The 26,183-nt window shown below is 72.7% G+C and carries 26 protein-coding genes; 8 read left to right on the plus strand and 18 right to left on the minus strand.

Going from position 1 to position 26,183, the window contains the following annotated elements:
• Positions 1 to 5 precede the first annotated feature (5 nt).
• Positions 6 to 1,463, plus strand: a complete 1,458-nt coding sequence (locus OO68_RS24195; RefSeq protein WP_033310871.1) for an NCS2 family permease — start codon at positions 6 to 8, stop codon at positions 1,461 to 1,463.
• Positions 1,464 to 1,556: 93 nt separating this feature from the next.
• Here OO68_RS24195 and OO68_RS24200 read toward each other — a convergent pair whose 3' ends face one another.
• From OO68_RS24200 to OO68_RS24225, 6 genes are all read right to left on the minus strand, one after another.
• Positions 1,557 to 3,014 carry a peptidoglycan D,D-transpeptidase FtsI family protein gene (locus tag OO68_RS24200; protein WP_033310872.1) on the minus strand — a complete coding sequence of 486 codons (1,458 nt, stop codon included), beginning with the start codon at positions 3,012 to 3,014 and terminating at the stop codon, positions 1,557 to 1,559.
• A gap of 76 nt (positions 3,015 to 3,090) precedes the next feature.
• Complete coding sequence (locus tag OO68_RS24205; protein WP_033310873.1) at positions 3,091 to 3,753, minus strand: response regulator transcription factor; 663 nt, start codon at positions 3,751 to 3,753, stop codon at positions 3,091 to 3,093.
• A 22-nt stretch (positions 3,754 to 3,775) separates the two neighbouring features.
• Positions 3,776 to 5,053: a sensor histidine kinase gene (locus tag OO68_RS24210; protein WP_033310874.1), complete on the minus strand. Its 1,278-nt coding sequence runs from the start codon at positions 5,051 to 5,053 to the stop codon at positions 3,776 to 3,778.
• Positions 5,050 to 6,051 carry a hypothetical protein gene (locus OO68_RS24215; RefSeq protein WP_033310875.1) on the minus strand — a complete coding sequence of 334 codons (1,002 nt, stop codon included), beginning with the start codon at positions 6,049 to 6,051 and terminating at the stop codon, positions 5,050 to 5,052. The genes OO68_RS24210 and OO68_RS24215 overlap by 4 nt, the downstream gene beginning before the upstream one ends.
• 89 nt (positions 6,052 to 6,140) lie before the next feature.
• Positions 6,141 to 6,614 (minus strand): GNAT family N-acetyltransferase, encoded by a 474-nt coding sequence (locus tag OO68_RS24220; protein ID WP_033310876.1) that lies wholly within the window; start codon positions 6,612 to 6,614, stop codon positions 6,141 to 6,143.
• Positions 6,615 to 6,617: 3 nt separating this feature from the next.
• The gene (locus OO68_RS24225; RefSeq protein WP_031109054.1) at positions 6,618 to 7,391 is read right to left on the minus strand and encodes an IclR family transcriptional regulator; all 774 of its coding nucleotides are present in this window, start codon (positions 7,389 to 7,391) and stop codon (positions 6,618 to 6,620) included.
• A gap of 132 nt (positions 7,392 to 7,523) precedes the next feature.
• Here OO68_RS24225 and OO68_RS24230 point away from each other — a divergent pair, with 132 nt between their 5' ends.
• The 5 genes from OO68_RS24230 to OO68_RS24250 all read left to right on the plus strand — a co-directional run bounded on the left by OO68_RS24230 (position 7,524) and on the right by OO68_RS24250 (position 12,242).
• A complete protein-coding gene (locus OO68_RS24230) occupies positions 7,524 to 9,053 on the plus strand; it encodes an aldehyde dehydrogenase (NADP(+)) (RefSeq protein WP_078625431.1) in 1,530 nt (509 codons plus the stop codon).
• Between the two features lie 99 nt (positions 9,054 to 9,152).
• On the plus strand, positions 9,153 to 9,761 hold the full coding sequence (locus tag OO68_RS24235; RefSeq protein WP_033310878.1) for a DUF1349 domain-containing protein: 609 nt from the start codon (positions 9,153 to 9,155) through the stop codon (positions 9,759 to 9,761).
• A gap of 46 nt (positions 9,762 to 9,807) precedes the next feature.
• A complete protein-coding gene (locus OO68_RS24240) occupies positions 9,808 to 10,302 on the plus strand; it encodes a GNAT family N-acetyltransferase (RefSeq protein ID WP_209442612.1) in 495 nt (164 codons plus the stop codon).
• 74 nt (positions 10,303 to 10,376) lie between these two features.
• Complete coding sequence (locus OO68_RS24245; protein WP_033310879.1) at positions 10,377 to 11,093, plus strand: DsbA family oxidoreductase; 717 nt, start codon at positions 10,377 to 10,379, stop codon at positions 11,091 to 11,093.
• Positions 11,094 to 11,189: 96 nt separating this feature from the next.
• Positions 11,190 to 12,242: an aminotransferase class V-fold PLP-dependent enzyme gene (locus tag OO68_RS24250; protein WP_033310880.1), complete on the plus strand. Its 1,053-nt coding sequence runs from the start codon at positions 11,190 to 11,192 to the stop codon at positions 12,240 to 12,242.
• 66 nt (positions 12,243 to 12,308) lie between these two features.
• Here the strand turns inward: OO68_RS24250 and thpD are convergent, their stop codons facing one another.
• The 6 genes from thpD to OO68_RS24280 all read right to left on the minus strand — a co-directional run bounded on the left by thpD (position 12,309) and on the right by OO68_RS24280 (position 17,545).
• Positions 12,309 to 13,223: an ectoine hydroxylase gene (thpD, locus tag OO68_RS24255; RefSeq protein ID WP_033310881.1), complete on the minus strand. Its 915-nt coding sequence runs from the start codon at positions 13,221 to 13,223 to the stop codon at positions 12,309 to 12,311.
• A gap of 7 nt (positions 13,224 to 13,230) precedes the next feature.
• Positions 13,231 to 13,629 (minus strand): ectoine synthase, encoded by a 399-nt coding sequence (locus OO68_RS24260; protein ID WP_033310882.1) that lies wholly within the window; start codon positions 13,627 to 13,629, stop codon positions 13,231 to 13,233.
• A 44-nt stretch (positions 13,630 to 13,673) separates the two neighbouring features.
• Positions 13,674 to 14,945 (minus strand): diaminobutyrate--2-oxoglutarate transaminase, encoded by a 1,272-nt coding sequence (gene ectB, locus OO68_RS24265; RefSeq protein ID WP_033310883.1) that lies wholly within the window; start codon positions 14,943 to 14,945, stop codon positions 13,674 to 13,676.
• A gap of 58 nt (positions 14,946 to 15,003) precedes the next feature.
• Positions 15,004 to 15,510, minus strand: a complete 507-nt coding sequence (gene ectA, locus OO68_RS24270) for a diaminobutyrate acetyltransferase (protein ID WP_033310884.1) — start codon at positions 15,508 to 15,510, stop codon at positions 15,004 to 15,006.
• Positions 15,511 to 15,850: 340 nt separating this feature from the next.
• Positions 15,851 to 16,387, minus strand: coding sequence for a DinB family protein (locus OO68_RS24275; protein ID WP_033310885.1), 537 nt, complete (start codon positions 16,385 to 16,387; stop codon positions 15,851 to 15,853).
• 54 nt (positions 16,388 to 16,441) lie between these two features.
• Positions 16,442 to 17,545: a pyridoxal-phosphate-dependent aminotransferase family protein gene (locus OO68_RS24280; protein ID WP_033310886.1), complete on the minus strand. Its 1,104-nt coding sequence runs from the start codon at positions 17,543 to 17,545 to the stop codon at positions 16,442 to 16,444.
• A gap of 131 nt (positions 17,546 to 17,676) precedes the next feature.
• Between OO68_RS24280 and OO68_RS24285 the strand changes: the two genes are divergently transcribed.
• Together OO68_RS24285 and OO68_RS24290 are read left to right on the plus strand one after the other, a co-directional pair.
• Entirely contained in the window at positions 17,677 to 18,768 is a 1,092-nt protein-coding gene (locus OO68_RS24285; protein ID WP_033310887.1) for an amidohydrolase family protein, read from the plus strand.
• Between the two features lie 157 nt (positions 18,769 to 18,925).
• Positions 18,926 to 19,837 carry an SCO1860 family LAETG-anchored protein gene (locus tag OO68_RS24290; RefSeq protein WP_033310888.1) on the plus strand — a complete coding sequence of 304 codons (912 nt, stop codon included), beginning with the start codon at positions 18,926 to 18,928 and terminating at the stop codon, positions 19,835 to 19,837.
• 13 nt (positions 19,838 to 19,850) lie between these two features.
• Here the strand turns inward: OO68_RS24290 and cobC are convergent, their stop codons facing one another.
• The 6 genes from cobC to cobM are packed head-to-tail and all read right to left on the minus strand — an operon-like array spanning position 19,851 to position 26,150.
• Complete coding sequence (gene cobC / locus OO68_RS24295; RefSeq protein WP_033310889.1) at positions 19,851 to 20,906, minus strand: Rv2231c family histidinol phosphate aminotransferase CobC; 1,056 nt, start codon at positions 20,904 to 20,906, stop codon at positions 19,851 to 19,853.
• Positions 20,896 to 21,828: a sirohydrochlorin chelatase gene (locus OO68_RS24300; protein WP_033310890.1), complete on the minus strand. Its 933-nt coding sequence runs from the start codon at positions 21,826 to 21,828 to the stop codon at positions 20,896 to 20,898. The genes cobC and OO68_RS24300 overlap by 11 nt, the downstream gene beginning before the upstream one ends.
• On the minus strand, positions 21,825 to 22,412 hold the full coding sequence (locus OO68_RS24305; protein ID WP_033310891.1) for a precorrin-8X methylmutase: 588 nt from the start codon (positions 22,410 to 22,412) through the stop codon (positions 21,825 to 21,827). The genes OO68_RS24300 and OO68_RS24305 overlap by 4 nt, the downstream gene beginning before the upstream one ends.
• Positions 22,409 to 24,100: a precorrin-3B C(17)-methyltransferase gene (gene cobJ / locus OO68_RS24310; protein WP_033310892.1), complete on the minus strand. Its 1,692-nt coding sequence runs from the start codon at positions 24,098 to 24,100 to the stop codon at positions 22,409 to 22,411. Before cobJ ends, OO68_RS24305 begins: the two co-directional genes overlap by 4 nt.
• The gene (locus OO68_RS24315; RefSeq protein WP_033310893.1) at positions 24,097 to 25,335 is read right to left on the minus strand and encodes a bifunctional cobalt-precorrin-7 (C(5))-methyltransferase/cobalt-precorrin-6B (C(15))-methyltransferase; all 1,239 of its coding nucleotides are present in this window, start codon (positions 25,333 to 25,335) and stop codon (positions 24,097 to 24,099) included. The genes cobJ and OO68_RS24315 overlap by 4 nt, the downstream gene beginning before the upstream one ends.
• Complete coding sequence (gene cobM / locus OO68_RS24320; protein ID WP_033310895.1) at positions 25,332 to 26,150, minus strand: precorrin-4 C(11)-methyltransferase; 819 nt, start codon at positions 26,148 to 26,150, stop codon at positions 25,332 to 25,334. The genes OO68_RS24315 and cobM overlap by 4 nt, the downstream gene beginning before the upstream one ends.
• Positions 26,151 to 26,183 lie beyond the last annotated feature (33 nt).

The following is a 26,183-nucleotide window of genomic DNA, read 5'->3' on the forward strand; positions in this document are numbered from 1 at the left end:
GCGCCATGTCCGAATCGCAGAAGGTGGCCGACCGGTCCGACGCCGCGCCACCGGCGGCGAACAGCGTCGACCGGTTCTTCAAGATCTCCGAGCGGGGGTCCACCTTCGGCCGGGAGATCCGCGGCGGCTTCGCCACGTTCTTCACGATGGCCTACATCCTTGTCCTGAATCCCATCATCCTGGGCAGCGCGAAGGACAAGTTCGGGCACCAGCTGGACGCCGTCCAACTCACCACCGCCACCGCCCTGGTGGCCGCCGTCATGACGATCATCATGGGAGTCGGCGGCAACCTGCCCCTGGCGCTCGCCGCCGGACTCGGCCTGAACGCCGTGGTCGCCTTCCAGATCGCCCCGCTGATGAGCTGGGACGACGCTATGGGCCTGATCGTCCTCGAAGGCCTGCTGATCTGCGTGCTGGTGGTGACCGGTCTGCGCGAGGCGGTCATGCACGCGATACCCCAGCCGCTCAAGCAGGCCATCAGCGTCGGCATCGGCCTGTTCATCGCGTTCATCGGCTTCGTCGACGCCGGGTTCGTCAGCCGCATCCCGGACGCCGCCAACACCACCGTGCCCGTCCAGCTGGGCGGCACCGGCACCCTCGCCGGCTGGCCGATGCTCGTCTTCTGCCTCGGCGTGCTGCTGACGATCGGACTGCTCGCCCGCAAGGTCAAGGGCGCCATCCTCATCAGCATCGTCACCATGACCGCGCTGGCGATCGTGATCAACTCCCTCGCCGACATCAAGTCCTGGGGCCTGACCACACCCTCCTGGCCGGACCGGCTCGTCGACACCCCCGACTTCGGGCTCATCGGCGACTTCGACCTGTTCGGCGCGTTCAGCGCCCCCGGCGTCGGCGTCATCACCGTCGTCCTGCTGATCTTCACGCTGATCCTGTCCGACTTCTTCGACACCATGGGCACGGTCGTCGGCATCAGCGCCGAAGCCGGGCTGCTCGACGAGGACGGCAAGGTCCCGAACCTCGGCCGGGTGCTGCTCATCGACGGTGCCGCCGCGGTCGCCGGCGGTGCGGCCTCCGCCTCCTCGGCGACCTCCTACATCGAGTCCGCCGCCGGTGTCGGCGAGGGCTCGCGCACCGGCTTCTCCAACCTCGTCACCGGCGGGCTGTTCGGCCTCGCGCTGTTCCTGACCCCGCTGCTCACCATCGTCCCGCTCCAGGCGGCCGCCCCCGCCCTGGTCGCCGTCGGCTTCCTGATGATGACCCAGGTCAAGCACATCGACTGGGACCGCTACGACATCGCCATTCCGGCGTTCCTCACCATCGCCGTGATGCCGTTCACCTACTCCATCACCAACGGCATCGGCGCCGGCTTCCTCGCCTACGTCGTCATCAAGACCGTCCTCGGCAAGGCCAAGGAGGTGCACTGGCTGCTCTGGGGGACCTCGGCGCTGTTCCTCGTGTACTTCGCGATCGACCCGATCGAGCAGCTCCTCGGAGCGAAGTGACGCCGGACGGCCGGTGACACGAGGACGGGCCGCCCCCGGGGGGAAGGGGGCGGCCCGTCTCGTCTGTACAGACGGCTTATCGGCGTCGGAGGTTCAGTTCTTGAGCGCCGCTTGCATCATCGCCTTGGCGACCGGCGCCGCCAGGCCGTTGCCGCTGACCTCCGAGCGGGCCGCGTCCGACTGCTCGACCATGACCGCCACGGCGACCTCCTTGCCCGACGAATCGGACTTGCCGTACGAGGTGAACCAGGCGTACGGCACCTGGCTGTTGTTCTCGCCGTGCTGGGCCGTGCCCGTCTTGCCGCCCACGGTCGCGCCCGGCACCTGGGCGTTCGTACCCGTGCCCTTGCTCACGACCGTCTCCATCGCCGACTGCAACTGCTCGGCGGTCGAGGAGCTGACGATCTCCTTGGTGCCCGCCTCGTCGTCGTAGTCGCGCAGCACGTCACCGCCGCTGTCCGTGATCTGCGAGACCATGTGCGGCGACACCAGCTTGCCGCCGTTGGCCAGGGCGGCCGACACCATGGCCATCTGCAGCGGTGTGGCGGTGACGTCGAACTGGCCGATGCCCGTCAGGGCCGTCTGCGACGGGTCCATGTCCGACGGGTACACGCTCGTGTAGGCCCGGACCGGCACGTCCAGCGTGTCGTCGTTGAAGCCGAACTTGTCGGCCATCGCCTTCACCTTGTCCTGACCCAGCTTCACGGCCATCTTCGCGAAGACGTTGTTGCACGAGTACTCCAGCGCCGTGCGGATCGTGGCGTTCGTGCAGGGCGCGTTCGGGTTCTCGTTCGTCAGGTCGCGGCTGGTGCCCGGCAGCGTGTACGGGTCCGGGCTGTCCGTCCGCTCGTCCACCGACGAGTACAGCCCGTCCTCCAGCGCGGCCGCCGCCACGACCAGCTTGAACGTCGAACCGGGCGGCAGCGGCTGCCGCAGCGCACGGTTGACCAGTGGCTTCTCCGGGTCCGTGGTGAGCTTCTGCCAGGCCGCCCCCGCGGTGTTGGCGTCGGTCAGCGACGAGGGGTCGTACGACGGCGTCGACACGGTCGCGAGGATCTTCCCGGTCTTCGGGTCGATCGCCACGGCCCCGCCCTTCTTGTCGCCCAGCGCCTCGTAGGCGGCCTTCTGCACGTCCGGGTCGATGGTCGTGACCACGTTGCCCGGCTCGGCCCGCTGGTTGGTGAGCGTGTCCATCACGGACTTCAGCCGGCTGTCCGTGCCGTTGAGCAGATCGGTGTAGATGCCCTCCAGCTGAGTCGGGGCGTACGCCTGCGACGCGTAACCCGTCACCGCCGCGTACAGCGGACCGTCCGTGTACGTCCGCTTGTACTTCAGGTCGCCCGTCTTCGTCGGCGCCGAGCCGGTGACCGACCGGCCGCCCACGATGATGTTCCCGAGCGGCGCCGAGTACGTCTCGATCGCGTTCCGCCGGTTGTCCTTGTCGTCTGCCAGCGCCTGGCCCTCGTAGAACTGCACCCAGGTCGCCCTGACCAGCAGAGCGAACACCAGCAGCAGCGCGAAGACCGAGGCGCGCCTGATCGTCTTGTTCATTCCGAACAGGAGGACGAGCCACGCCAGGCGGAACGTTCCCGTCCGTCCCGCTTTCTCATGCGGCGGGCCGGTTTTCTCATCCGGCGTTCAGAAAACCGGCCTCGTACGCCGCGATCACCGCCTGCGTGCGGTCCCGGGTGCCGGTCTTGGCCAGGACCGCCGCGACGTGCGACTTCACCGTGGCCGCGCCGACCTCCATCCGGCGGGCGATCTCCGCGTTGGTCAGCCCGTGCGCCATGTGCCGCAGCACCTCCCGCTCGCGCCCCGTGAGCTTCGCCACCCAGGCGGGTGGCGCCGGGCGCGCGCGGGCGTGCTCGGTCGCGAGCGTGCGCACGGCCGCCGGGAACAGCAGGCTGTCGCTGCGCGCCACCAGCCGGACCGCCTGCACCAGCGCGTCGGCGTCCGACCGCTTCAGCAGGAACCCGGCCGCTCCGGCCCGCAGCGCGTCGTATACGTAGGAGTCGTTCTCGAACGTCGTCACGACGACGATCCGCGGTGGCTCGTCCAGCGTGGCGAGGATCTGCTCGGTGGCGCGGATCCCGTCGGTCTCCGGCATCCGCACGTCCATGAGGACGACGTCGGGCCGCGCCTCCCGCACCACCGACACCGCCTCGGCGCCCGTGGCCGCCTCGCCCACCACCTCCAGGTCCGGCTCGGCGGACAGGATGGCGCGCAGCGCGGTGCGCACCATGCGCTCGTCGTCGGCGAGGACGACACGGATCGGGGCCGGGCGGGTCATGCGGGTCCTCTCCTACGGGGTGTCATACGGGCCTGTACGCGTCCTGTCCTACGGGTCCTGTCATCGGCAGCGTCGCGTGCAGCCGCCAGGTCCGCGTCCCGGTCGGTCCGGCCGTCGCGGTGCCGCCCAGCAGCCTGGCCCGGTCCGCCATGCCGCGCAGTCCGTGGCCGCCCCCGGCGCGGGAGGGCGCGGGGCGGTCCACCGGGTTCTCCACGGTGATCTCCAGCGCCCCGCCCGTCACCGTGATCCGCAGCTCCACGGCGGCCCGCTCACCGGCGTGCTTGAGGGCGTTGCTCAGCCCCTCCTGCACGATGCGGTAGGCCTCGCGGGACAGCAGCGGGGGCAGCGCCTCCGGGTCGGCGTCCACGGTCGCGCGCACCCGCTGTCCGCCCGCCCGGGTGCGCCGCAGCAGGCCGTCGAGGTCGGCGGCGAGGGTCGGCGCCGGGGCCGTGCCGGGGGCGTCGCCCTCACGCAGCACACCCAGCACGGCGTCCAGTTCACCGACGGTGCGCCGGGTGGTGTCCTCGATCGCGGCGAGGGCCTCGCGGACGAACTCCGGGTCGCTGTCGAGGACCCGGCGGGCGGCGCTCGCCTGGAGGGTGACCGCGCTCAGGGCGTGACCGACGGAGTCGTGCAGCTCGCGCGCCAGCCGGTTGCGTACGGCGAGGTCCGCGGCGCGCGCCTCGGCGGCGGCGAGCCGCTCCCGGGGCGTGGGACCGAGCAGCGGCGGCGCCCAGCGGGCCAGCAGCGCGCCGCAGCCGGCCGCACAGCCGGCCAGGGCCACCAGCGAGAGCGCGCCCGCGACGGGAGCGAGCGCCAACGCCCAGGTGTGGTCCAGGACTTCGGGCAGCCCGAGCCGGTCGCCGCGCAGCCCTGCGTGGACCGGCAGCACGATCAGCACGGTGGCGAACGGCGGCAGTGCCAGCGACATCCCGGCGATGATCCCGCCGAACCCGAGATGCAACGTGAACCAGGCCGCCGTACGGCCCTTCTCGCCCCGGGTCCGCGCCGGGGTGAGGGCGAGCCGGTCCGCGTCCACACCGCACAGCCAGCGGACGGCCGCCGCCTCCAGCGGCCGGGTCAGCGGGAACAGCGAGGTGACGGCCGCGAGCGGCAGGCCCACGCCGAACGAGGCGAGCTGGAGGGGCAAGGACCCGAAGACGTCCGTGGCGCCGGTGAGCGGGCCGACGACCACCGAGCCGACCAGGACGTACGGCATGGCCAGCGCACCGCCGAGGATCAGATGGATCCACCGCAGGCGCGCCCGCCGGCCGAACAGCAGCCGGGCGAATGCGCTCACGCCGCCCGGCGCGCGGCCCCGGCCGACCGCTCCGCAAAGTGGTAGGCGCCGATGGCGGCGACGAGGAGGCCCACGAGCATCTGGCCAGCGTAGGCGAGATGCATCGGCGGCGTGGGGCGGTCTGCGAGGTCCGCCACGCGGCCGAGCGAGGCCAGCGACAGCCAGCCGCCCCAGCAGGCCACGGCACCCGAGCCGACCCAGGCGAGAGCGAGCGGTACCGACACGGGCAGGGTCCGGCCGCGCCGGAACGCCAGCAGCACGGCACCGGCGACCGCCGCGAGGAGGAACACGACGTACAGGGCCTCCAGGACGTAGAACTCCCCGCCCCGCTCCGCCGCCCGCCCGTCACGCAGGCCGGCGGAGACGCCGCAGGCCCACAGGGCGTGGAGGGTGAGCGGCGGCAGGGCGAGCACGGCGGCGGCCACGGCGAGCACCCGGTGGGCCGGGCCGAGGGAACCGGCGGGCAGCTCCCGCACCCGCCCGCGCCACAGGTGCCCCCAGCGGTCCCGGGCGTAGAGGGCGAAGAGGCCGCCCAGGGCGAGCCCCTGCGCGATGAACCCCGTGTACACGACGGTGAACACCCACTCCTCCAGGAACGCTTCCCGGCCGGCGGACGGGACACCGCCGCCGAACGCCCTCACCATCAGCTGGGCCGGGAACCCGGCCATGATCGGCGCGAGCAGCCCGGTCGCGACCCACACGGGCAACACGAGCAGCCACGCGGGCACCCGCAGTCCCCACGGCCGGGTCAGCACCAGCGCCAGCACGATCACCCCGCTGTCCACCAGGACCGAGAGGCCGTTGATCACGGCCATGCCGGCCCGGTCGTCGAGCAGCGCGCTGCCCGCGGGTATCCCGATGTGACTCCCGGCGACCCAGGCCGCTTTGAGGGCGAGGTACGGCACACAGGAGACGACGGCGACAGCACGCAGGACGCGCCGGGTGCGGCCGGGACCGGCGGGGCGTGGAGCGGCGAGGGGAGCGATCGACTGCGTCATGCGGTCAGGCTCCCGCGGGAGGGGCCGGGGGCACCTCCTGCCCGGCGACGATCCGCATCCGCCGGGCGGGGGAGAGGCGGGAGGCCCGCTCAGCCCTCCAGGAGGAGCACCGTCTCGTCTATCTCGGCGCCGCGGGCCGGGGCGTACCCCCGGGCCGCCGCCGACACGCGGAACCCGCACTTCTCCAGCACGCGCAGCGACCCCGCGTTGTCCGCCGCCGCCCGCGCGTACAGCGGGCGCTCGGGGACCTCGGCGAGCAGCGCCCGCAGGGCCTGCGTGGCGATGCCCTTGCCCCAGTACGCGCGGTCGATCCAGTACGTCACCTCGCGCTCGCCCGGCACCCCGTACACCCCCGCGCTGCCGACCACGTCCCCGTCGGCCAGGACCGTACGGACGACGACGTCGGGCGAGGAGCGCATCCGGGACCAGCGGGTGTCGAAGGCGGCCCGGTCGGCCGGATCCTCCGAGGTGAAGGCCGCCATGCTCAGGGACTCGGGGTCGTTCATCTGCCGGAAGAAGACCGGCAGATCGCTGTCGTGGACCGGGCGCAGCTCGACGTTCATGCCTCAGAGCCTACGGGTGGCCAGTGTCAGCCGGTCCCGGGCGTCGAACAGCGCGTCCTTGACCAGCTGTTCGTGCGCCGGGGTCAGCCGCGCCACCGGCACCGAGCAGCTGATCGCGTCCCGCGCCGGCGTGCGGTAGGGGATCGCCACGCCGAAGCAGCGCAGCCCCAGCGTGTTCTCCTCGCGGTCCACGGCGAAGCCCTGCTCCCGGACCTGGCGCAGCTCCTCGATGAGCTTCTCCCGGTCGGTGATGGTGTGTTCGGTCAGGGCGGGCAGCGTCTCCGGGAGCATCTTGCGCACCTGCTCGTCCGAGTACGTGCTCAGCAGCGCCTTGCCGAGGGACGTGGAGTGCGCGGGCAGCCGGCGGCCGACCCGGGTGAAGGGACGCAGGTAGTGCTGGGACTGGCGGGTGGCCAGATAGACGACGTTCGTGCCGTCGAGGCGGGCGAGGTGGATCGTCTCGGTGGTGTCGTCCGAGAGCCGGTCCAGGGTCGGGCGGGCCGCCGCGACGACCTCGTCGCCGTCGATGTACGAGGTGCCGACCAGCAGGGCCCGCACGCCGATGCCGTACCGCGTGCCCGTCGCGTCCGTCTCCACCCAGCCCAGCTCGACCAAGGTGCGCAGCAGCATGTAGAGGCTGGACTTGGGATACCCGACGGCCTCCTGGACCGCCGCGAGGGAGTGCATGCCGGGGCGTCCGGCGAAGTATTCGAGCAGTTCAACCGTTCTCACCGCGGACTTGACCTGCGCCCCGCCGCCCGTCTCGCCAGCCGACATCGCCCTTGACCCCTTCGTTGGACGGGAAATAGTCTCCACAGCATATTCATCATCAGAGACAGCGTTCAGTATATCGAACGTCCCTGGTGGATGACCCAGTACTGCGGCAATACATGTGTGGAGGGACCCGCGGTGGCAGCAGCACCAGTCTGGAGTGTCGACCCCCGAACCGGGAAGCAGCGTGAACAGGTTGCGGTGGAGGCCACAGCCCAGGAGGTGGACGCCGCCGTCCGTGCCGCGCACGAGGCGCGCGGCGCGCTCGCGGACCGCACGGTCCGCGCGGCCTTCCTGCGCAGCGCCGCCGAGGAGCTGGAGGCGGCCAAGGACGGTCTCGTCGAGACCGCCGACGCCGAGACCGCGCTCGGCCCGGTCCGGCTGACCGGCGAGCTCGCCCGCACCTGCTACCAGCTGCGGGCCTTCGCGGACATCGTCGACGAGGGCGCCTTCCTCGACGTCGTCATCAACCACCCCGACGACACCGCGACGCCGCCGATCCCGGACCTGCGCCGCTACAAGGTGGCGCTGGGCGTCGTCGCCGTCTACTCGGCGTCGAACTTCCCCTTCGCCTTCTCCGTCGCGGGCGGCGACACCGCGAGCGCCCTCGCCGCCGGCTGCCCGGTCGTCGTCAAGTCCCACCCGGACCACCCGGCCCTGTCCGAGTACGTCGCCAAGGTGCTGCGCCGTGCCGCCGCCCGGCACGACATCCCCGAGGGCGTCGTGGGTCTGGTCCACGGCTTCGAGGCGGGCGTCGAGCTGATCAAGCACCCGCTGGTGGCGGCGGCCGGCTTCACCGGCTCCGTGCGCGGTGGCCGCGCCCTCTTCGACGCGGCGGCGGCCCGCCCGGTCCCGATCCCCTTCCACGGCGAGCTGGGCTCCCTGAACCCGGTCGTCGTCACCGAGGCCGCAGCCGCCGAGCGGGCCGAGGCGATCGGCGCCGGACTCGCGGGTTCGATGACGCTGGGCGTCGGCCAGTTCTGCGTGAAGCCCGGCCTCGTCCTCGCCCCGGCCGGCGCCGCGGGCGACGCCCTGCTGAAGTCCCTGACCGACGCCGTGAGCGACACCGACGCCGGGGTCCTGCTCGACCACCGCATGCGCGACAACTTCGTGGCCGGCGTCGCCGAGCGGGCCGGGCTGCCCGACGTCGACTCCCCGGTCACCCCCGGCGCGGGGGGCGAGCACACCGTCAGTGCGGGCTTCCTCACGGTGCCGGCGAGCAGGCTGGCCACGGAGGGCGAGCACGACCTGCTCCTGGAGGAGTGCTTCGGGCCGGTCACCGTGGTGGCCCGCTACGAGGACGAGGCCGAGGTGAAGTCGGTGCTGTCGCGGCTGCCCGGCAACCTCACGGCGACGGTGCAGCTGTCCGAGGAGGAGGCGGCCGGCCAGGGCCGGGGCGCCGAGATCCTCGCGGAGCTGACGCCGCTGGCGGGGCGGGTGCTGGTGAACGGCTGGCCCACGGGTGTCGCCGTCGCGCCGGCCCAGCACCACGGCGGGCCGTACCCGGCCACGACGTCGACGTCCACGTCGGTGGGTGGGACGGCGATCGAGCGGTGGATGCGGCCTGTTGCCTATCAGAACGCCCCCGAGGCGTTGCTGCCGGCGGAGCTGCGGGACGAGAACCCGCTGGGGCTGCCCCGGCGGTTCAACGGGCGTCTGGAGCGTTAGCGTCGTCGGGGTGCGGGTGGTTCGCGGGCTGCCGGTGCGTCGTGGCCGTTCGCGCAGTTCCCCGCGCCCCTGAAGGACGTGTCTGGAAGAGTGAGCCGAATGGATCTCGAACTTCCCGAACTGCCGTTTCCCCTGCGCTCCTACGGGCCCCAGGCCCACTGGTCCTATGAGGACGGCGTGCTCACCGGGTGGGCCGGGGCGCGGCAGGACCGGTTCGTGCCGCCCACCGGTGAGGGGCTGGACCCCGCGTCCGACGCGCCCCGGCTGCTCGGGGCGCCGGAGGGCGACTTCCAGCTGATCGCCAAGGTCACCGTCGGGTTCGGCGCGGCCTTCGACGCCGGGGTGCTCTACGTCCACGTGGGGGAGCGGGCCTGGGCCAAGCTCTGCCTGGAGTACTCCCCGGACGTCCCCACCGTCTGCACGGTGGTGACCCGGGGTCACTCCGACGACGCCAACTCCTTCACGGTGGAGGGAAGTTCGGTCTGGCTGCGGGTGAGCCGCACCGGCCGCGCCTTCGCCTTCCACGCCTCCCGCGACGGCGAACGCTGGACCTTCGTCCGCCTCTTCACCCTCGGAGAGGAGAAGGAGACGGACGCGGCCCTCGTCGGCTTCATGGCCCAGTCCCCGATGGGGGAGGGCTGCGTGGTGACGTACGACCACATCGAGTTCCGGCCGAGCTGGCCGGACGACCTGCGCGACGGCAGCTGAGGGCCGGCCGGGAACCGCGTCCCGGCCCGGTCTCGTCCTCCGTTGCATGATCAACGACCGAGTGATACCCGACCGTGTGATCCGCACCGTCCTGCCCGCGGAGGTGGCGGACGTCGTCGCGCTGCACGCGCGGGCCCGGGCCACCTACTACCCCGACGGGCTGCCGCAGGACGGCACCGACTGGTCCGCCACCTGGCGCAGCGCCCTCACGCGGCAGGACGGCCGGGTGCTGTGCGTCGTGGAGGGGGGCCGGATCGTCGGGCTGGCCTCCTTCCACGTCCCCGAGGACACCCCGGCGGACACGGTGAAACTGTTCCAGTTCCACGTCGACCCCGACCACTGGCGCCATGGCATCGGCAGCGCGCTGCACGCGGCCTGCGTGGAGGAGTGGCAGGCCGACGGCAGGCGTACGGCCGTGCTCGACGTGCACGTGGACAACGTGCGGGCCCAGGGGTTCTACCGGCGGCAGGGCTGGGTCCCGGAACCGGCCGGACCGGGAGATCACCACCTGCGCATGCGGTTCGTCCTGCCCGGGGAATGAAGCGCCCTGCTTGAACGTTCATGTACCTGGCGGAGGAAGTCTCCGTACCCGTACGATCTGGAGAGAACCGAGACATGCGCGTCGAAATCTGGAGCGACATCGCCTGCCCCTGGTGCTACGTGGGCAAGGCCCGCTTCGAGAAGGCGCTGCGGGACTTCCCGCACCGCGACGACGTCGAGGTGGTGCACCGCTCCTTCGAGCTGGACCCGGGCCGCGCCAAGGGCGACGTCCAGCCCGTGATCACGATGCTCACCAAGAAGTACGGGATGAGCCCCGCGCAGGCCGAGGCCGGCGAGGACAACCTGGGCGCCCAGGCCGCCGCGGAGGGCCTCGACTACCGCACCCGGGGCCGCGACCACGGCAGCACCTTCGACATGCACCGCCTGCTGCACTTCGCCAAGGGGCAGGGCCGCCAGGAGCAGCTGCTCGACCTGCTGTACCGGGCCAACTTCGCCGAGGAGCGCTCCGTCTTCGACGACGACGAGCGGCTCGTGGAGCTCGCCGTCGCGGCCGGACTGGAGGCGGCGGCCGTCCGTGCGGTGCTCGCCGACGCGGAGGCCCACGCCGACGACGTGCGTGCCGACGAGCGGGAGGCCGCGCAGCTCGGCGCGAGCGGTGTGCCGTTCTTCGTGCTCGACCGCAAGTACGGCGTCTCCGGCGCCCAGCCCGCCGAGGTCTTCGCCCGGGCCCTGACCCAGGCGTACGGCGAGCGCCCGCCCCTGGAGATCGTCGACGGCGGCGAGGACGCGGACGCCTGCGGCCCGGACGGCTGCGCCGTGCCCCAGCGCTGAAACGCCCAGCTCGGAGCGCATCCATAAGCGCTCCTTAGCTGCATCACGCAGAAATCGGCAATGGACGGGGAGATCCCGGGGACGCAGAGTGGTCCCATGGAGACCTTCGAGAACCTCGTCCGTGCCGAGTTCACCCCGAAGCACACCTACCTCAACACCGCGAGCAACGGGCTGCTGCCCGCCCGTACCGTCACCGCCGTGCAGCAGGCGGTGCGGATGCGCGCAGAGGGCACGCCTCTGGGTCCCCTCTACGAGGACGTGGAGGCCACCCGCGCGTCCTTCGCCCGGCTGGCCGGCGTCCCGGCCGAGCGCGTCGCGACCGGGGCCTCGGTCGCCGAGTACGGTGCGCTGATCGCCGCCTCGCTGCCCGCCGGCGCCGAAGTCCTCACGGCGGAGGGCGACTTCGCGTCCCTGGTGAACCCGTTCCATGTGCGCGGCGACCTCAAGGTGCGGGCCGTCCCCCTGGAGCGGCTCGCCGAGTCGGTCCGCCCCGGCACCGCGCTCGTCGCGGTCAGCGCCGCGCAGTCCGCCGACGGCCGCCTCGCCGACCTGCCCGCCGTGCGGGCCGCGGCCCGGGCCCACGGTGCCCGCACCTACGTCGACGCCTCGCAGTCGGCCGGCTGGCTGCCGATGGAGGCCGGCGCCGACGACTTCGTCGCCGCCGTCGGCTTCAAGTGGCTCATGGGCCCGCACGGGGCCGCGTTCTTCGTCGCCCCGCAGGACTTCGGCGGACTCACACCGCTGCTCGCCGGCTGGGTCGCCGGTGAGGTCCCCTGGGACAGCTGCTACGGACCGGTCGAGGAACCCGCCCACTCCGCGCGGCGGTTCGACATCAGCCCGTCCCTCTTCACCTACGCGGGGCTGCGCGCCTCACTGGAGCTGCTGGAGGAGATCGGCGTCGACGTCGTGCACGCCCATGACGTCGGCCTCGCGGACCGCTTCCGCGCCGGGCTCGCCGGGCTGGGCCGGGAGCCCGTGTCCGCACCGGGTTCGGCGATCGTGTCGGTGCCGGGGCTCGGCCACCGGCAGGGCGAACTGAGCCGGGCGGGCATCGAGGTCTCGAACCGGGCCGGGAACCTGCGGGCCGCGTTCCACCTCTACAACACGCCCGCGGACGTGGACCGGCTGCTGGAGGTCCTGGCGGCATGACAGAACCGGGTGGGGCCTCCCGTCCCACACGAGGAGGCCCCACCCGGCAGCTCTGTCACACAGCCGTCACTTCACCGGGGTGAAGTCCCGTGCTCCGATGAACTCCGGGCGGCGGATCGGGGCCGCGAAGGGTTCCACCGCCGTGTTCTCCACGCTGTTGAACACGATGAACACGTTGCTGCGCGGGAACGGCGTGATGTTGTCGCCGGAGCCGTGCATGGCGTTGCAGTCGAACCAGGTCGCCGACCCGGCCTTGCCGGTGAACAGCCTGATGCCGTGCTGCGTGGCCATCTGGGTCAGCGCCTCGTCGGACGGCGTGCCCGCGTCCTGCATCTGCAGCGACTTCTTGTAGTTGTCCTTCGGCGTCTCGCCCGCGCACCCGAGGAACGTCTTGTGCGACCCCGGCATGATCATGAGACCGCCGTTGGTGTCGTAGTTCTCGGTCAGCGCGATCGAGACCGACACCGTGCGCATCCGCGGCAGACCGTCCTCCGCGTGCCACGTCTCGAAGTCCGAGTGCCAGTAGAAACCACTCGCGCCGAACCCCGGCTTGACGTTGATCCGCGACTGGTGGACGTACACGTCCGAGCCGAGGATCTGCCGTGCCCGGCCGACGACCCGCTCGTCACTGACCAGTTTGGCGAACACCTCACTGATCCGGTGCACCTCGAAGACCGAACGGATCTCCTTGGACTGCGGCTCGACGATCGACCGCTCGTCGGCACGGATGTCCGGGTCGTTGACCAGCCGGTTCAGCTCGTTGCGGTAGACGGTGACCTCGTCGTCCGTGATCAGCTGATCGATGGCGAGGAAGCCGTCGCGCTCGAAGGACAGCAGGTCGCCGGGCACGATCGGCCCGGGCGCGTCGGGCGCGCCCCAGACGACCGGGTCCTGCCGCGGGGTGGGCACCTCGGTGGCACCGCGGGTGGGGTAGAGGTCGGGGATACCGGCGGTGGTGGTCGTGTCGGTAGTGGCGGTCATGGAAACGTCACACCTCCTCGGTGAGCAGCGGGTAGACGCCGTTCTCGTCGTGGTCCTCCCGTCCGGTCACGGGCGGGTTGAACACGCAGAGGCAGCGGAAGTCCTGCTTGACCCGCAGCGTGTGCCTCTCGTGCCCGTCCAGGAGGTACATGGTGCCGGGCGTGATGGTGTGCTTCTGCCCGGTCTCGTGGTCGGTCAGCTCGGCCTCGCCCTCCACGCAGACGACGGCCTCGATGTGGTTCGCGTACCACATCGACGTCTCCGTACCCGCGTACAGGATGGTCTCGTGCAGGGAGAAGCCGACCTTCTCCTTGGCGAGGACGATGCGTTTGCTCTCCCACGTACCGGACGCCGCCTTCACGTGCCGGTCGGTACCTTCGATCTCCTTGAACGAACGGACAATCACGGTGCTGCGATGCCTCCTAGATGGGTGGTGCTCTCGGTGCTGTGTCAGGCGGTCTCTCGGACGGCGCGGGCCAGCGTGCTCAGGCCCTCGTCCAGCTCCTCGGGCGTGATGGTGAGCGCCGGGAGCAGCTTCACGACCTCGCTCTCCGGGCCGGACGTCTCGATGAGCAGTCCGAGCTCGAAGGCGCGCTTGGCGACCTTGCCGGCGCGGGCCTTGTCGTGGAACTCCATGCCCCACACCAGGCCGCGGCCCCGGTACTCCTTCACGTCGGCCAGGTTCTCCTCGGTGATGGAGATCAGCGCCTGCTCGACCTGCTCGCCGCGCTTGCGGGTCTGCTTCTCCATCGCGGAACCGTCGGCCCAGTAGGTCTCCAGGGCCGCGGTGGCCGTGACGAAGGCCGGGTTGTTGCCGCGGAAGGTGCCGTTGTGCTCGCCCGGCTCCCAGATGTCGAGCTCCGGCTTGAACAGGCACAGCGACATGGGCAGGCCGTAGCCGCTGATCGACTTGGAGACGGTGACGATGTCCGGCGTGATGCCCGCCTCCTCGAAGGAGAAGAAGGCGCCGGTACGGCCGCAGCCCATCTGGATGTCGTCGACGATCAGCAGCATGTCCTGCCGCTCGCACAGCTCGGACAGCGCGCGCAGCCACTCGGCCCGGGCCACGTTGATGCCGCCCTCACCCTGCACGGTCTCGACGATCACGGCGGCCGGCTTGTTGAGGCCCGAGCCCTGGTCCTCCAGGAGCCGCTCGAACCACAGGAAGTCCTCGACGGTGCCGTCGAAGTAGTTGTCGAACGGCATCGGCGTGCCGTGCACCAGCGGGATGCCGGCGCCGGCCCGCTTGAACGCGTTGCCGGTCACGGCCAGCGAGCCCAGCGACATGCCGTGGAAGGCGTTGGTGAACGACACGATCGCCTCGCGTCCCTTCACCTTCCGCGCCAGCTTCAGCGCGGACTCCACGGCGTTGGTGCCGGTCGGGCCGGGGAACATGACCTTGTACGGCAGGTCACGCGGGCGCAGCAGCAGGTTCTGGAAGGCCTCCAGGAACGTGCGCTTGGCGGTGGTCGACATGTCGAGCCCGTGCGTGACGCCGTCGCGCTCCAGGTAGTCGATCAGCGCGCGTTTCAGGACCGGGTTGTTGTGCCCGTAGTTCAGTGACCCGGCTCCGGCGAAGAAGTCGAGGTACTCATGGCCGTCCTCGTCGTACATGCGGCTGCCCACCGCACGGTCGAAGACGGTGGGCCAGCCGCGGCAGTAGCTGCGCACCTCGGACTCGACGGTCTCGAAGACGCTCAGGTCGGGCTGGGTGATGGTCACGACGAATCGCTCCTCGGTACGTGGGGGAAGTCTGCGGGAGTGGGTGGGGCGGGAAGTCTCAGTGGGGCAGGGGGCCGATGCGGTACAGCACCTCTGCGTCGTGCGGCCCGTCGGGGAACAGGTCCGTGTCGAACAGCACCTCGCGCTCCAGCCGCGCGCCGTGACGCTCGGCGAACGACGTGAACAGGCGCTCCGAGGCGGTGTTGCCCGGAGTGATGGTGGTCTCCACCGTCGTCACCTCCAGCTCGGCCGTGGTCCGTGCGACCAGGCCGTCGAGCAGCGCGGCGGCCAGTCCGCGCCCGCGGTGGGCCTCGTCCACCGCCACCTGCCAGACCAGCAGGGTGCGCGGGCTGTCCGGCCGCACGTACCCGGTGATGAAACCCATCGGCTCGCCCTGCTCGTCACGGGCGACGGCCGAGGTGGCGGCGAAGTCCCGGCACCACAGCAGATAGCTGTAGGACGAGTTCAGGTCGAGAACCTTCGAGTCCTTCGCCATCCGCCAGAGTGCGGCTCCGTCAGCCACCGTGGGGCGGTCGATTTGCGGATCTGCTTGTACGGCAGTCATGGAAATCGAACTTACCCAGCTAAATTCAAAATTGCATCGCCGATGGGGGTTACATATGAACCCTGCCTGTGTTATCACGCGAGCGCGAAGGTTCACGTCCAGAGGTGTCGATATGCCCGGTTTTGCCTGGTAATTACCGGGCAAAACGGTCACAGTGTGTAACGCGTCACAGCCGTGCAGGCCTCGCGGAGGGTGTCAGAATTTCCCCTCCGAGTGTCCTCAAAATCTGCGCGTTTAGGCTCTGGGAAAGCGGGCAGAAGAAGATGGGAAGCCGTTCTTGAAAGAATTCAGTAATTGTGTGCCAGCTTACATGTGAGATAGCGCGGAAAGCACGTGGAATTCAGGCCCCGGTCACTCCGTCGATGCGTTCCCGCAGGAGATCGGCGTGACCGTTGTGCCGCGCGTACTCCTCGATCATGTGGATGAGCACCCAGCGCAGACTGACCTCCATGCCGGGCACCGGCCCCTCGGCGACCCGCCCGATGTGGTCCAGCGGCAGCCCGGCGCACAGCTCCCGCCCCCGCGCGATCTCCCGCCGCCAGATCCCGAGCGCCTCGTCGAGCCCGCGCGCCGGATCGAGCGCGTAGCCGGTCGCGTCCTCGAACACGGGCGCCACGGCCACCCCGCCGGCCACCCGCTGGAACCAGTTCCGCTCGACTTCCGCGAGGTGCTGCACCAGCCCGAGCAGGGTCAGCGACGACGGTTCGGCCGCCGCGATCCGCACCTGCGCGTCGTCCAGACCGGCGCACTTCAACTCCAGCGTGGCCCGGTGGAAGTCCAGCCAGCTCTCCAGCATGGCGCGCTCGTCACCGGTCAGATGCGGGACGGGGCGGCCGTCGGGAAGGGTCGCGGAAGCTTCGGCGCGTGTGTCGGTCATGCCCGGAGCATGGCATGCGTCACTGACATCGCGCCCTGCCTCAGCCGGCGACCACTACCGCCTCCACGCCCCCTCGACGGCCCGCAGCGCCGCCGCCACATCCACCGTCAGCCCCTGCTCGGACAGCGCCACGCCCAGCGCCGCCAGACTCGCGCGCACGGCCCCGGGCGTCGCCTCCGCGCCGTAGTGGTTGACCCGGATCATCTCCTTGGCCAGCGCCCCCCCGCCCGCGGCCAGCGGCACGGCCGGGTCCGCCGCCAGCGCCCGCCGGACCAGCTCCGACGCCACCAGCCCGGACGGGGCCCGCAGCGTCGTGGCCACGGGCGCCGCGTCCCGGGCCTCGTACACGTACGGCTCCAGGCCGCCGCCGAGCGCGACCGCACCGGCCCGGGTCGCCGCCGCGGCGGACGCGTGCCGGGCCATCACGGCGTCCGGGCCGGCCGCCTCGATCCGCTCCACGCAGGCCTCCAGCGCCAGCATCTCCAGCTGCGCGGGCGCGTGCAGCAGCGCCTTGCGGCCGCCGTCGATCCACCGCTCCTTCCAGTCCAGGAGCGACAGATACGACCGGCGCGGGGCCTGCGGGTTGGCGGCCATCCGCGCCCAGGCCCGCTCGCTCACCGACACCGCCGACACCCCGGCCGGACCGCCCATCGCCTTCTGCGCACCGATCACGCACAGGTCCACGCCCCAGGCGTCCGGCAGCACCGGTTCGGCCCCGATGGACGCCACGGCGTCCAGGTAGAACAGCGCCCCGTGCGCCCGCACGACCTCGCCGATCTCCGCCACCGGGTTGGTGTTGCCGGTCGCCGCCTCCGCGTGCACCAGCGACACGAAGTCGATCTCCGGGTGTTCGGCGAAGGCCTGCCGGATCTCCTCGGCCGTCACCGCCGTGTGGAAGGGCACCGCCAGGTCGATCACCGAGGCGCCGCAGTCCCGCAGCCAGTCGCCGAAGGTCTGCCCGTACGGCCCCGTGATGACGTTCAGCGCCGTCGTGCCCGGACCGGCCGCGGCGCGGATCGCGCCCTCCAGCGGCAGCAGCGCCTCGCCCTGCATGATCACGACGTCCTGCTCGGTGCTCAGCAGCCGCGCCACACGGTCCTCGATCGCGGCGAAGCGGTCCGCGCCGAGCGGGGCCAGGTCCAGAAACGGATGCGTCACGGTGGGGCTCTCTTCACTCACAGGTTCGATCGCATCGAGGGTAACCGGCGCCCCTCTCGCCCCCGTGCGGCACGTCCCCCGGACACCGGCCCCCTTCGAGGCCGGGCGGCCGGCTCACTAAGGTGCGGTGCATGAGCGATCGCACGGTGCTGCACGTGAAGGGGCGGGTGCTCGTCGGGCCCGAGGACGTCCGGGACGAGCTGTGGATGGTCGACGGCCGCATCTCCTACGACCGTCCCGCCGGCGCCCGCGACGTCCGCACGGTGGTCGGCTGGGCCCTGCCCGGCCTCGTCGACGCGCACTGCCACGTCGGACTCGACCGGCACGGACCGGTCGCCGAGGACGTCGCGGAGAAGCAGGCCCTGACCGACCGGGACGCGGGCACCCTCCTCATCCGCGACGCCGGCTCGCCCTCCGACACCCGCTGGATCGACGACCGCCGGGATCTGCCGAAGATCATCCGCGCCGGGCGGCACATCGCCCGCACCCGCCGCTACATCCGCAACTACGCCTGGGAGATCGAGCCGGAGGACCTGGTCGCCTACGTCGCCCAGGAGGCCCGGCGCGGGGACGGCTGGGTCAAGCTGGTCGGCGACTGGATCGACCGCGACCTCGGCGACCTTTCGGCCTGCTGGCCCCGCGGGGCCGTCGAGGCGGCCATCGCCGAGGCCCACCGCCTGGGCGCGCGGGTGACCGCGCACTGCTTCGCGGAGGACTCCCTCAGGGACCTCGTCGAGGCGGGCATCGACTGCATCGAACACGCGACGGGCCTGACCGAGGACCTCGTCCCGCTGTTCGCCGCACGCGGTGTCGCGATCGTCCCGACCCTGGTCAACATCGCGACGTTCCCGCAGCTCGCGGACGGCGGCGAGAGCAAGTTCCCCCGCTGGTCGGCCCATATGCGCAGGCTCCACCAACGCCGCTACGACACCGTCCGGAACGCCTACGACGCCGGCATCCCGGTCTTCGTCGGCACCGACGCCGGCGGCAGCCTCGCACACGGCCTGGCCGCGGCCGAGGTCGGCGAACTCGTCACCGCCGGCATCCCGCCGGTCGAGGCGCTCGCCGCGGGCACCTGGGCGGCCCGCTCCTGGCTCGGCCGGCCCGGCCTGGACGAGGGCGCCCCGGCCGACCTCGTCGTCTACGACGAGGACCCGCGGGCCGACGTACGGGTGCTGGCGTCGCCGCGCCGCGTGGTGCTGAACGGGCGCGTGGTCGGGTAGCCGCGGGGGTGACGGCGGGGAACGCCTGTGCCGGGGGATTCGAATGGATCCTCGGTCCCGCCACGTTGGAGTGAAGCGATGTCAGATCGCTGACGCCGTAAGGGCGGTGCGGCGATTCTTTCCGGGTCCCGAGCCTGTCTCCCCTGGAGTCCCCACCGTGAACAGCCCTTCCTTCCGCATGCCCGCACGCCGGCTGGCGACCGTCGCGATCGCCACGGTCCTCGCCGCCGGCCCCGTGGTGCTGACCGGCGTGAGCCCGGCGCACGCCACCGGCGACCACGGCCGCGCGAGCGCCGTCGTCCTGCGCACCGGCCTGGACGTCTCCCTGCTGAACAAGTCGGTGAACGTCCCCCTCGCCGTCTCCCTCAACGACGTCCAGGCCCCGCGCAGCGCCGACAAGACCACGCTGACGGCCACCCTCGACGCGGTGGACGGCGGCCGGCCCTTCAGCGTGCTGCGTGCGGAGGCGGCCGAGGCGAGAGCCACGGCGACCGTCACGAAGGCCGAGGGGGTCACCACCCTGGCGAAGGCCCGCCTCCACGTCCCCGGTCTGCCGCTGCTGTCCCTGATCGAGGTCGAGCAGGTCACGGCCAGGGCCACTTGCGAGGTGGGGAGGAAGCCGTTCGCCACGACCGGCCTGCCCGGCTCGGTGACCGTGCTCGGCAAGCGTGTCGCGCTGACCGCCGACGGGCCGACGGATGTCAGGGTGCCGGGCGTCGGCGAGGTGCGCCTGGACCTCTCCCGCACGCGGACCACAGCCCGGACGGCCGCCGCCACCGCCCTCGAACTCAAGGTGTCCGTCAACCCGGCGAAGCTGAACGTCGCCGAGGTCGACGGCACCGTCACCCTGGCCGAGGCGACGTGCAGGACCCCCCGGCCCGAGGCCGCCGCACAACCCCCGGTGGAGCCGTCCGCCCCGCCCGCCGATGTCCGACCGCAGGGAGCACCCGCCGAGTCCGGCCTGGCCGCGACGGGCGGCAGTTCGACCACGCCGTACGTGATGGGCGCCGCCGTCGTCCTGCTCGCGGCGGGCGGGGGAGCGGTGGCCCTGGCCCGCCGCAGGGGCTGATCCCGCCCGGCCCTCAGTGCTCCAGAGCCTGTTCCAGGGCCCGCAGGAACCCGTCGGTCGTCCCGCGGTCCCGCACCGCCAGCCGGAGCCACTCCCCATCCAGCCCGGGGAAGGTGTCCCCGCGCCGCACGGCGTAGCCGAGGTCGCGCAGGCGCCGGCGGACGGCGGACGCCCCCGGCAGGCGGAGCAGGACGAACGGGCCCTGCGCGGGCCCGGCCACCCGCAGTCCGGCCGGGGCGAAGCGGGCGAGGCCCGCCAGCAGGTGCTCGCGGTCCGCCGCGACGCGGTGCGCCGCGTGGGCCGCCTCCGCCAGCGCCCGGGGCCCCACGCACGCCTCGGCAGCGGCCAGCGCCGGGGTCGACACCGGCCACAGCGGCTGCGCCCGCTGAAGGTCCTCGACGGTCTCGGGCGCCGCCAGCACGTACCCGATCCGCAGCCCGGCCAGACCCCACGTCTTGGTCAGGCTGCGCAGCACCACCAGGCCGGGCACGTCGATGCGCCCGGCCAGGGCCTCGCGCTCGCCCGGCACGGCGTCCATGAACGCCTCGTCCACCACCAGCACCCGCCCGGGCCGGGCGAGTCCGGCGATCGCGTCCGCCGGGTGCAGCACCGACGTCGGGTTCGTCGGGTTGCCGATGACCACCAGGTCCGCGTCCTCGGGGACGGCCGCCGGGTCCAGCCGGAAACCGTCCTCCTCCCGCAGCAGCACCCGGCCGACCGTGTGCCCCGCGTCCCGCAGTGCCGCCTCCGGCTCCGTGAACTGAGGGTGGACGACGACCGGCCGGCGCACCTTCAGCGCCCGCGCCAGCAGCACGAACGCCTCCGCCGCACCCGCCGTCAGCAGCACCCGCTCCACCGGCAGTCCGTGCCGCGCGGCCACCGCCGTCCGCGCGGCCCGCCCGTCCGGGTAGGCGGCGAGCCCGCCGAGGGACGCGGCGATGTGCTCCCGCAGCCAGACGGGCGGCGTGTCCGCGCGGACGTTCACGGCCAGGTCGACGAGCGCCCGGCCGTCGTCACGGACCTCCGCGTCCCCGTGGTGACGCAGATCGTGCCCGCTCTCAGTGCGCATGCGAGGGAGCGCCGTGGTGGTGGTGCCCGTGACCGTGACCGTGGTGGTGGTCGTCGTCGTCCGGGTGGAAGTGCGGCTGCTGCGGCATGCCCACCTTGTCCTCGAAGCCCGGCAGCGCGATGCGGTACACGCACGAGTCGCAGTTCATCCGCAGATCGCCCTTGACGGCCTCCTCGTACCGCTCCCACACCAGGTCCAGCAGCTCCGGCTCCGGCCCGATGACGTCGGCCGACAGCACCTCGGCCTCCGGGTGCGCGGCCGCCCAGCCCTCCGTCTGCTGCCGCACCCGGTCCGGCAGGATGCCCGTGAACAGGAAGTAGGGCAGGACCACGATCCGGCGCGCGCCCAGCCGCACACAGCGGTCCAGCCCGCTCGGCACGTCCGGCGCCGCCAGCGACACGAACGCCGTCTCGACACCGGCGTACCCGCGGCCCTCCCACAGCAGCCGGGCCGCCTTGTGCACCTCGGCGTTGGCGTCCGGGTCGGTGGAGCCGCGCCCGACCAGCAGCACCGTCACGTCGGAACGGTCCCCGGGCGTACGGCCCGCCGACCCCAGGGCCTCGTCCAGCCGCCGCTCCAGCACGTTCAGCAGCGCCGGATGCGGGCCGAGCGGACGCCCGTAGGTGTACGAGATGCCCGGGTGCCGCTCCTTCTCGCGGGCCAGGGCCGCCGGGATGTCGCCCTTGGCGTGCCCGGCGGACACCAGCATCAGCGGGACGGCGGCGAAGCGCCGCACGCCCTGCTCGACCAGTTCGGTGACGGCCTCGCCCAGCGGCGGCGGGGACAGCTCGATGAAGCCGCCCGCGACGGGCAGTTCGGGGTGCCGGGCCCCCAGCTCCCGTACGAAGTCGCGGAACGCCTCGGCTCCGGCGTCGTCCCGGGTGCCGTGGCCGGCGATGAGCAGGGCGGGCGGGGTGGTCACAGTTTCTCCTCGGCGGAAGTGGGGTGGTACAGCAGGGCGTTGAGCGCGGCGGCGGCGACCGCCGACCCGCCCTTCTCGGACACGTTGCTCACGGCGGGCAGGCCGCTCTCGCGCAGCGCGGCCTTCGATTCGACGGCTCCGACGAAACCGACGGGCAGCCCGATGACGAGCGCGGGGTCGGCGTCGAGCGTCAGCAGCTCCTCCAGCGCGGTCGGCGCGTTGCCGATCACCCAGAGGGCACCGGGGCCGACCTGCTCGTACGCGAGCCGGATGGCGTGCGCGGACCGGGTCAGCCCGGGACCGGCCTGGGCGTCCCCGAGGCGGCAGACGGTCTCGCGCCGCGTGATGCCGGCGCCGACCATCGCCACGTCCACGACCACGGGCGCCCCGGCGTGCAGCGCCGCATGCGCCTTCTCCAGGTCGGCCTCGTCCATGACGAGGTCGGTGGCGTAGTCGAGGTCGGCGGCGGAGTGGACGACCCGCTCCACGACCGCCCGGGTCAGCGGCGGGAAGTGCGAGGTGTCCAGTCGGGCACGCATGCGCCGGTAGGACTCCACCTCGATGGGATGGACGACACGGTTCACTCGGAGCCCTCCTGCGCCGACTGCCAGCGGTAGCCGCGCGGGGTCACCATGCGCCCCGCGATGTCCCGGGTCGCCGTGTTGCCCACGGTCACGACCGTCATCATGTCGACCGTCGCCGGGTCGAGGGAGCCCAGGGTGGTGAGCCGGCTGGACTCGTCCGGACGCGAGGCGTTGCGCACCACACCCACCGGCGTCTGCGGTGTCCGGTGCTCGGCGAGGATGCCCAGCGCCTTGGGGAGCTGCCAGTCACGGCCGCGCGAACGGGGGTTGTAGAAGGTGACCACGATGTCCGCCTCGCCCGCCGCCCGCACCCGCCGCTCGATGACCTCCCACGGCGTGTGCAGGTCGGACAGGCTGATCGACACGTGGTCGTGGCCCAGCGGGGCGCCCAGGATCGCACCGGCCGCGAGCGCCGCCGTCACGCCGGGCACGCCGACCACGTCGATGTCGTCCGAGGCCTCGGCCAGCGCCGGGGAGGCCATGGCGTAGACGCCCGCGTCCCCGCTGCCGATCAGCGCGACGGCCTGCCCCTTGCGGGCCTCCTCGACGGCCGTGCGCGCCCGCTCCTCCTCGGCCCCGAGCCCCGACTCCAGGATCCGGGTGCCGGGCCGCAGCAGATCACGGATCTGGTCGACGTACTGGTCGAGCCCGACGAGCACGGACGCCCGCCGCAGTTCGGCCTGCGCACGCGGCGTCAGCAGGTCCCGCGCGCCGGGCCCGAGCCCGACCACCGCGAGCCGCCCGCGCCCGGGCCGCCGTACGACCGCACAGGTCGCCATCGCCGGGCTCGCGGCCGACTTCCGCTTGGGGACGAGGAGTTCGCCCCCGCCGATGAGCGCGGCGGCCTCCGCCACGGACGGGGTACCGACGGCAGCGAGCGGCGCGTCGGACGGATTCGGCACGTCGACCCCGGCCAGCTCCTCGGCGGAGTACGTCACCAGGGGCACCCCGAGCCGCCCCGCGGCCTCGACGATGCCGGGCTCCTCGGCCTTGGCGTCGACGGTGGCCAGCTCCGCGACGGACGCCACGGACAGTCCGGCCTCCCGCAGGGCTTCCTCGACCAGCCCGAGGACCTCCTCCACGGGCGCGCCCCTGGACGCCCCGACCCCGACGACCAGCGTCGGCGGACGCAGCACCACCTCGCGCTCGGCCGCCTCGACGAGCCGGTCGGTCACCCGGATCGTGTACGACCCCTGGTCCGTCACCGGCAGCGGCGGCAGCGGCCAGGCCACCTCGGACCGCAGCGCCACCGCCTCGCCGTCCAGCAGCGCCCGCGAGACCCCGGCGACGTCGCCCTCCACGGGCAGGCCGAGGGTGTCCAGGCCCGCCAGGTCCACGGCGTCCGTGGCCGTCGTCACCACCGGCTCGGCACCCAGCAAGTCACCCACTTCGCGGGCCAGTTCGTTGGCGCCGCCCGCGTGCCCGCCCAGCAGGGACACGGCGAACCGCCCGCCCTCGTCGACGCACACCACGCCCGGGTCCTCGGTCTTGCCGGACAGCAGCGGCGCCACCAGCCGCACCACCGCGCCCGTCGCCAGGAAGCACACGAGCTGCTCGCACTGCGCGAACGCGGTCCGTACGGCGTCCGCGACGGGACCCTCGTACACCCGGGTGCGGTCCGGCCACGCGGCGGCCAGCCGGTCCCGGGCAGCCGCTCCCGCCGCGGTGGCGGAAATGAGGCCGATCACTGGGCGACTCCTTCTTCGACAGCTGCCGGGGGCCGGACGCCCCACAGCAGGAAAACGGGGTTGGTGGCCGCGAGCCGGGTCACGTCCCCGGGCAGCGGCGCGAGCCGCGACGACTGCAGGAGCACGCCGTCGCAGGTGAATCCGGCACTCGTCAGGGCCTCGCGCGCGGCCGGTACCCGGTCGAGCGCGGCCATGGCGACGACCACGGTGCGCCGGGCACGGCGCGCGCACGCGGCGACGATCGCGGGGAGTTCGCGCCCGCCGCCCCCCACGAACACGGCGTCCGGGGTCTCGGCGAGCTCCGCCAGCGACTCCGGCGCCGCGCCCCGCACCACCCGCACGTCCACACCGTGCGCGGCGGCGTTGGCACGGACCCGCTCGACCCCGTCCGCGGTCTTCTCCACGGCGGTCACGGCCGCCCCCAGCCGCGCGCACTCCACGGCCACGGACCCCGAGCCGGCGCCCACGTCCCACACCAGGTCACCCGAGCGGGGCCCCAGCCGTGCGAGGGCCAGCGCCCGCACCTCGAACTTCGTGATCATCGAGTCGCGGTGGGCGAACTCCGCCTCCTCCAGGGCCCAGCCGGCGGGCTGATCCCCGGCCCCCGCGACCGTCCGCACCGGCCCGAGCGCCCGCGCCTCGTCCAGGCACAGCACCACGTTCACCGCGGTACCCCAGTCCCGTGCCGCGGCCTCGGCGGGCGTCACCCGCTCCACGCGCTCCGCGTCCGAGCCGAGCCCGGAGGCGACGACCAGCACCCGCGCCGCGTCCCGCAACGCGGCACCCAGCTCCGCCGGACCCGCGCCAGGACCGGTCAGCACGGCCGTCTTCGGCTGCGCCCGGCACACGTTGACGGCCGTCCGCAGCTCCCGCCCGTGGGCGCTCACCACCACGGCGTCGTCCCACGGCAGGCCGATCCGCGCGAACGCCGCGGCGACCGACGACACCCCGGGCCGCACATCCAGCCGCTGCGGGCCGAACCGCTCCGCCAGGACCCGCACGATTCCGAAGAACCCGGGGTCGCCGGACGCCAGCACCAGAACGGGACGGTCCTTCGCGATGTACTCGCCGATGGCGTCCAGGGCCGGCGCGAGGGGTCCCAGCACGACCCGCTCCGCCGTCTCCGGCAGCCGTACGGCGTCGAGATGCCGCCGCCCGCCCACCACCAGCTCGGGACCCGCGAGGACGTCGTCGGAAGGCGCCGCCCCCGTCCCGGCGCCGACCACCGTGATCACGTACTCGCCCCCCGCTCGCGCAGCTCCCGCCGGGCCTCCGGGTCGGCCTTGCGGTACCCGTGGAAGTGACCCGGGTGGTAGAGGTGCGAGCGCGTGCCGTGCGCGTCGAGCGCCGGCCCGACCAGGAACAGGGTGTGCTTCCAGAGCTTGTGCTCCTTGACCGTCTCCTCCAGCGTGCCGATCGTGCACTTCACGACCAGCTCCTCCGGCCAGGTCGCCTGGTACGCCACCACGACCGGCGTCGTCGTCGGGTAGCCGCCCTCCAGCAGCTCCCGCACGAGCTGCCCGCTGCGGGCGGCGGAGAGGAACACCGCCATGGTGGTGCCGTGCTTGGCGAACTCCCGGACCTCCTCGCCGGGCGGCATGGGTGTCTTGCCGCCGCCGAGCCGGGTCAGCACGACCGACTGCGCGACCTCCGGGATGGTCAGCTCGCGCTGGGCGAGCGCCGCGACGGCCGAGAAGGAGGACACCCCGGGCACGATCTCGGTGGCGATGCCCATCTCGGCGCACCGGTCGACCTGCTCCTGCGTGCCGCCCCACAGGGCCGGGTCACCGGAGTGGATACGGGCGACCTTGAGCCCCTCGCCGCGGGCCCGCTCGTACACGGCGACGACGTCCTCCAGGGACATGGTCGCCGAGTCGAGGATCTCCGCGTCCTCACGGGCGTGTTCGAGGACCTCCGCCTGGACCAGGCTGGCCGCCCAGATCACGACGTCGGCCTCGGCGATGGCGCGCGCGGCACGGAACGTCAGCAGGTCGGCGGCGCCGGGGCCGGCACCGACGAAGGTCACTTTGCCGGCGGGGGCGTCGGCCATGGGATGGGTCCTCTCGTACAGGGGGTGAAGGGG

The organism is Streptomyces iakyrus, from assembly GCF_000717055.1.
GTDB lineage: Bacteria > Actinomycetota > Actinomycetes > Streptomycetales > Streptomycetaceae > Streptomyces > Streptomyces iakyrus.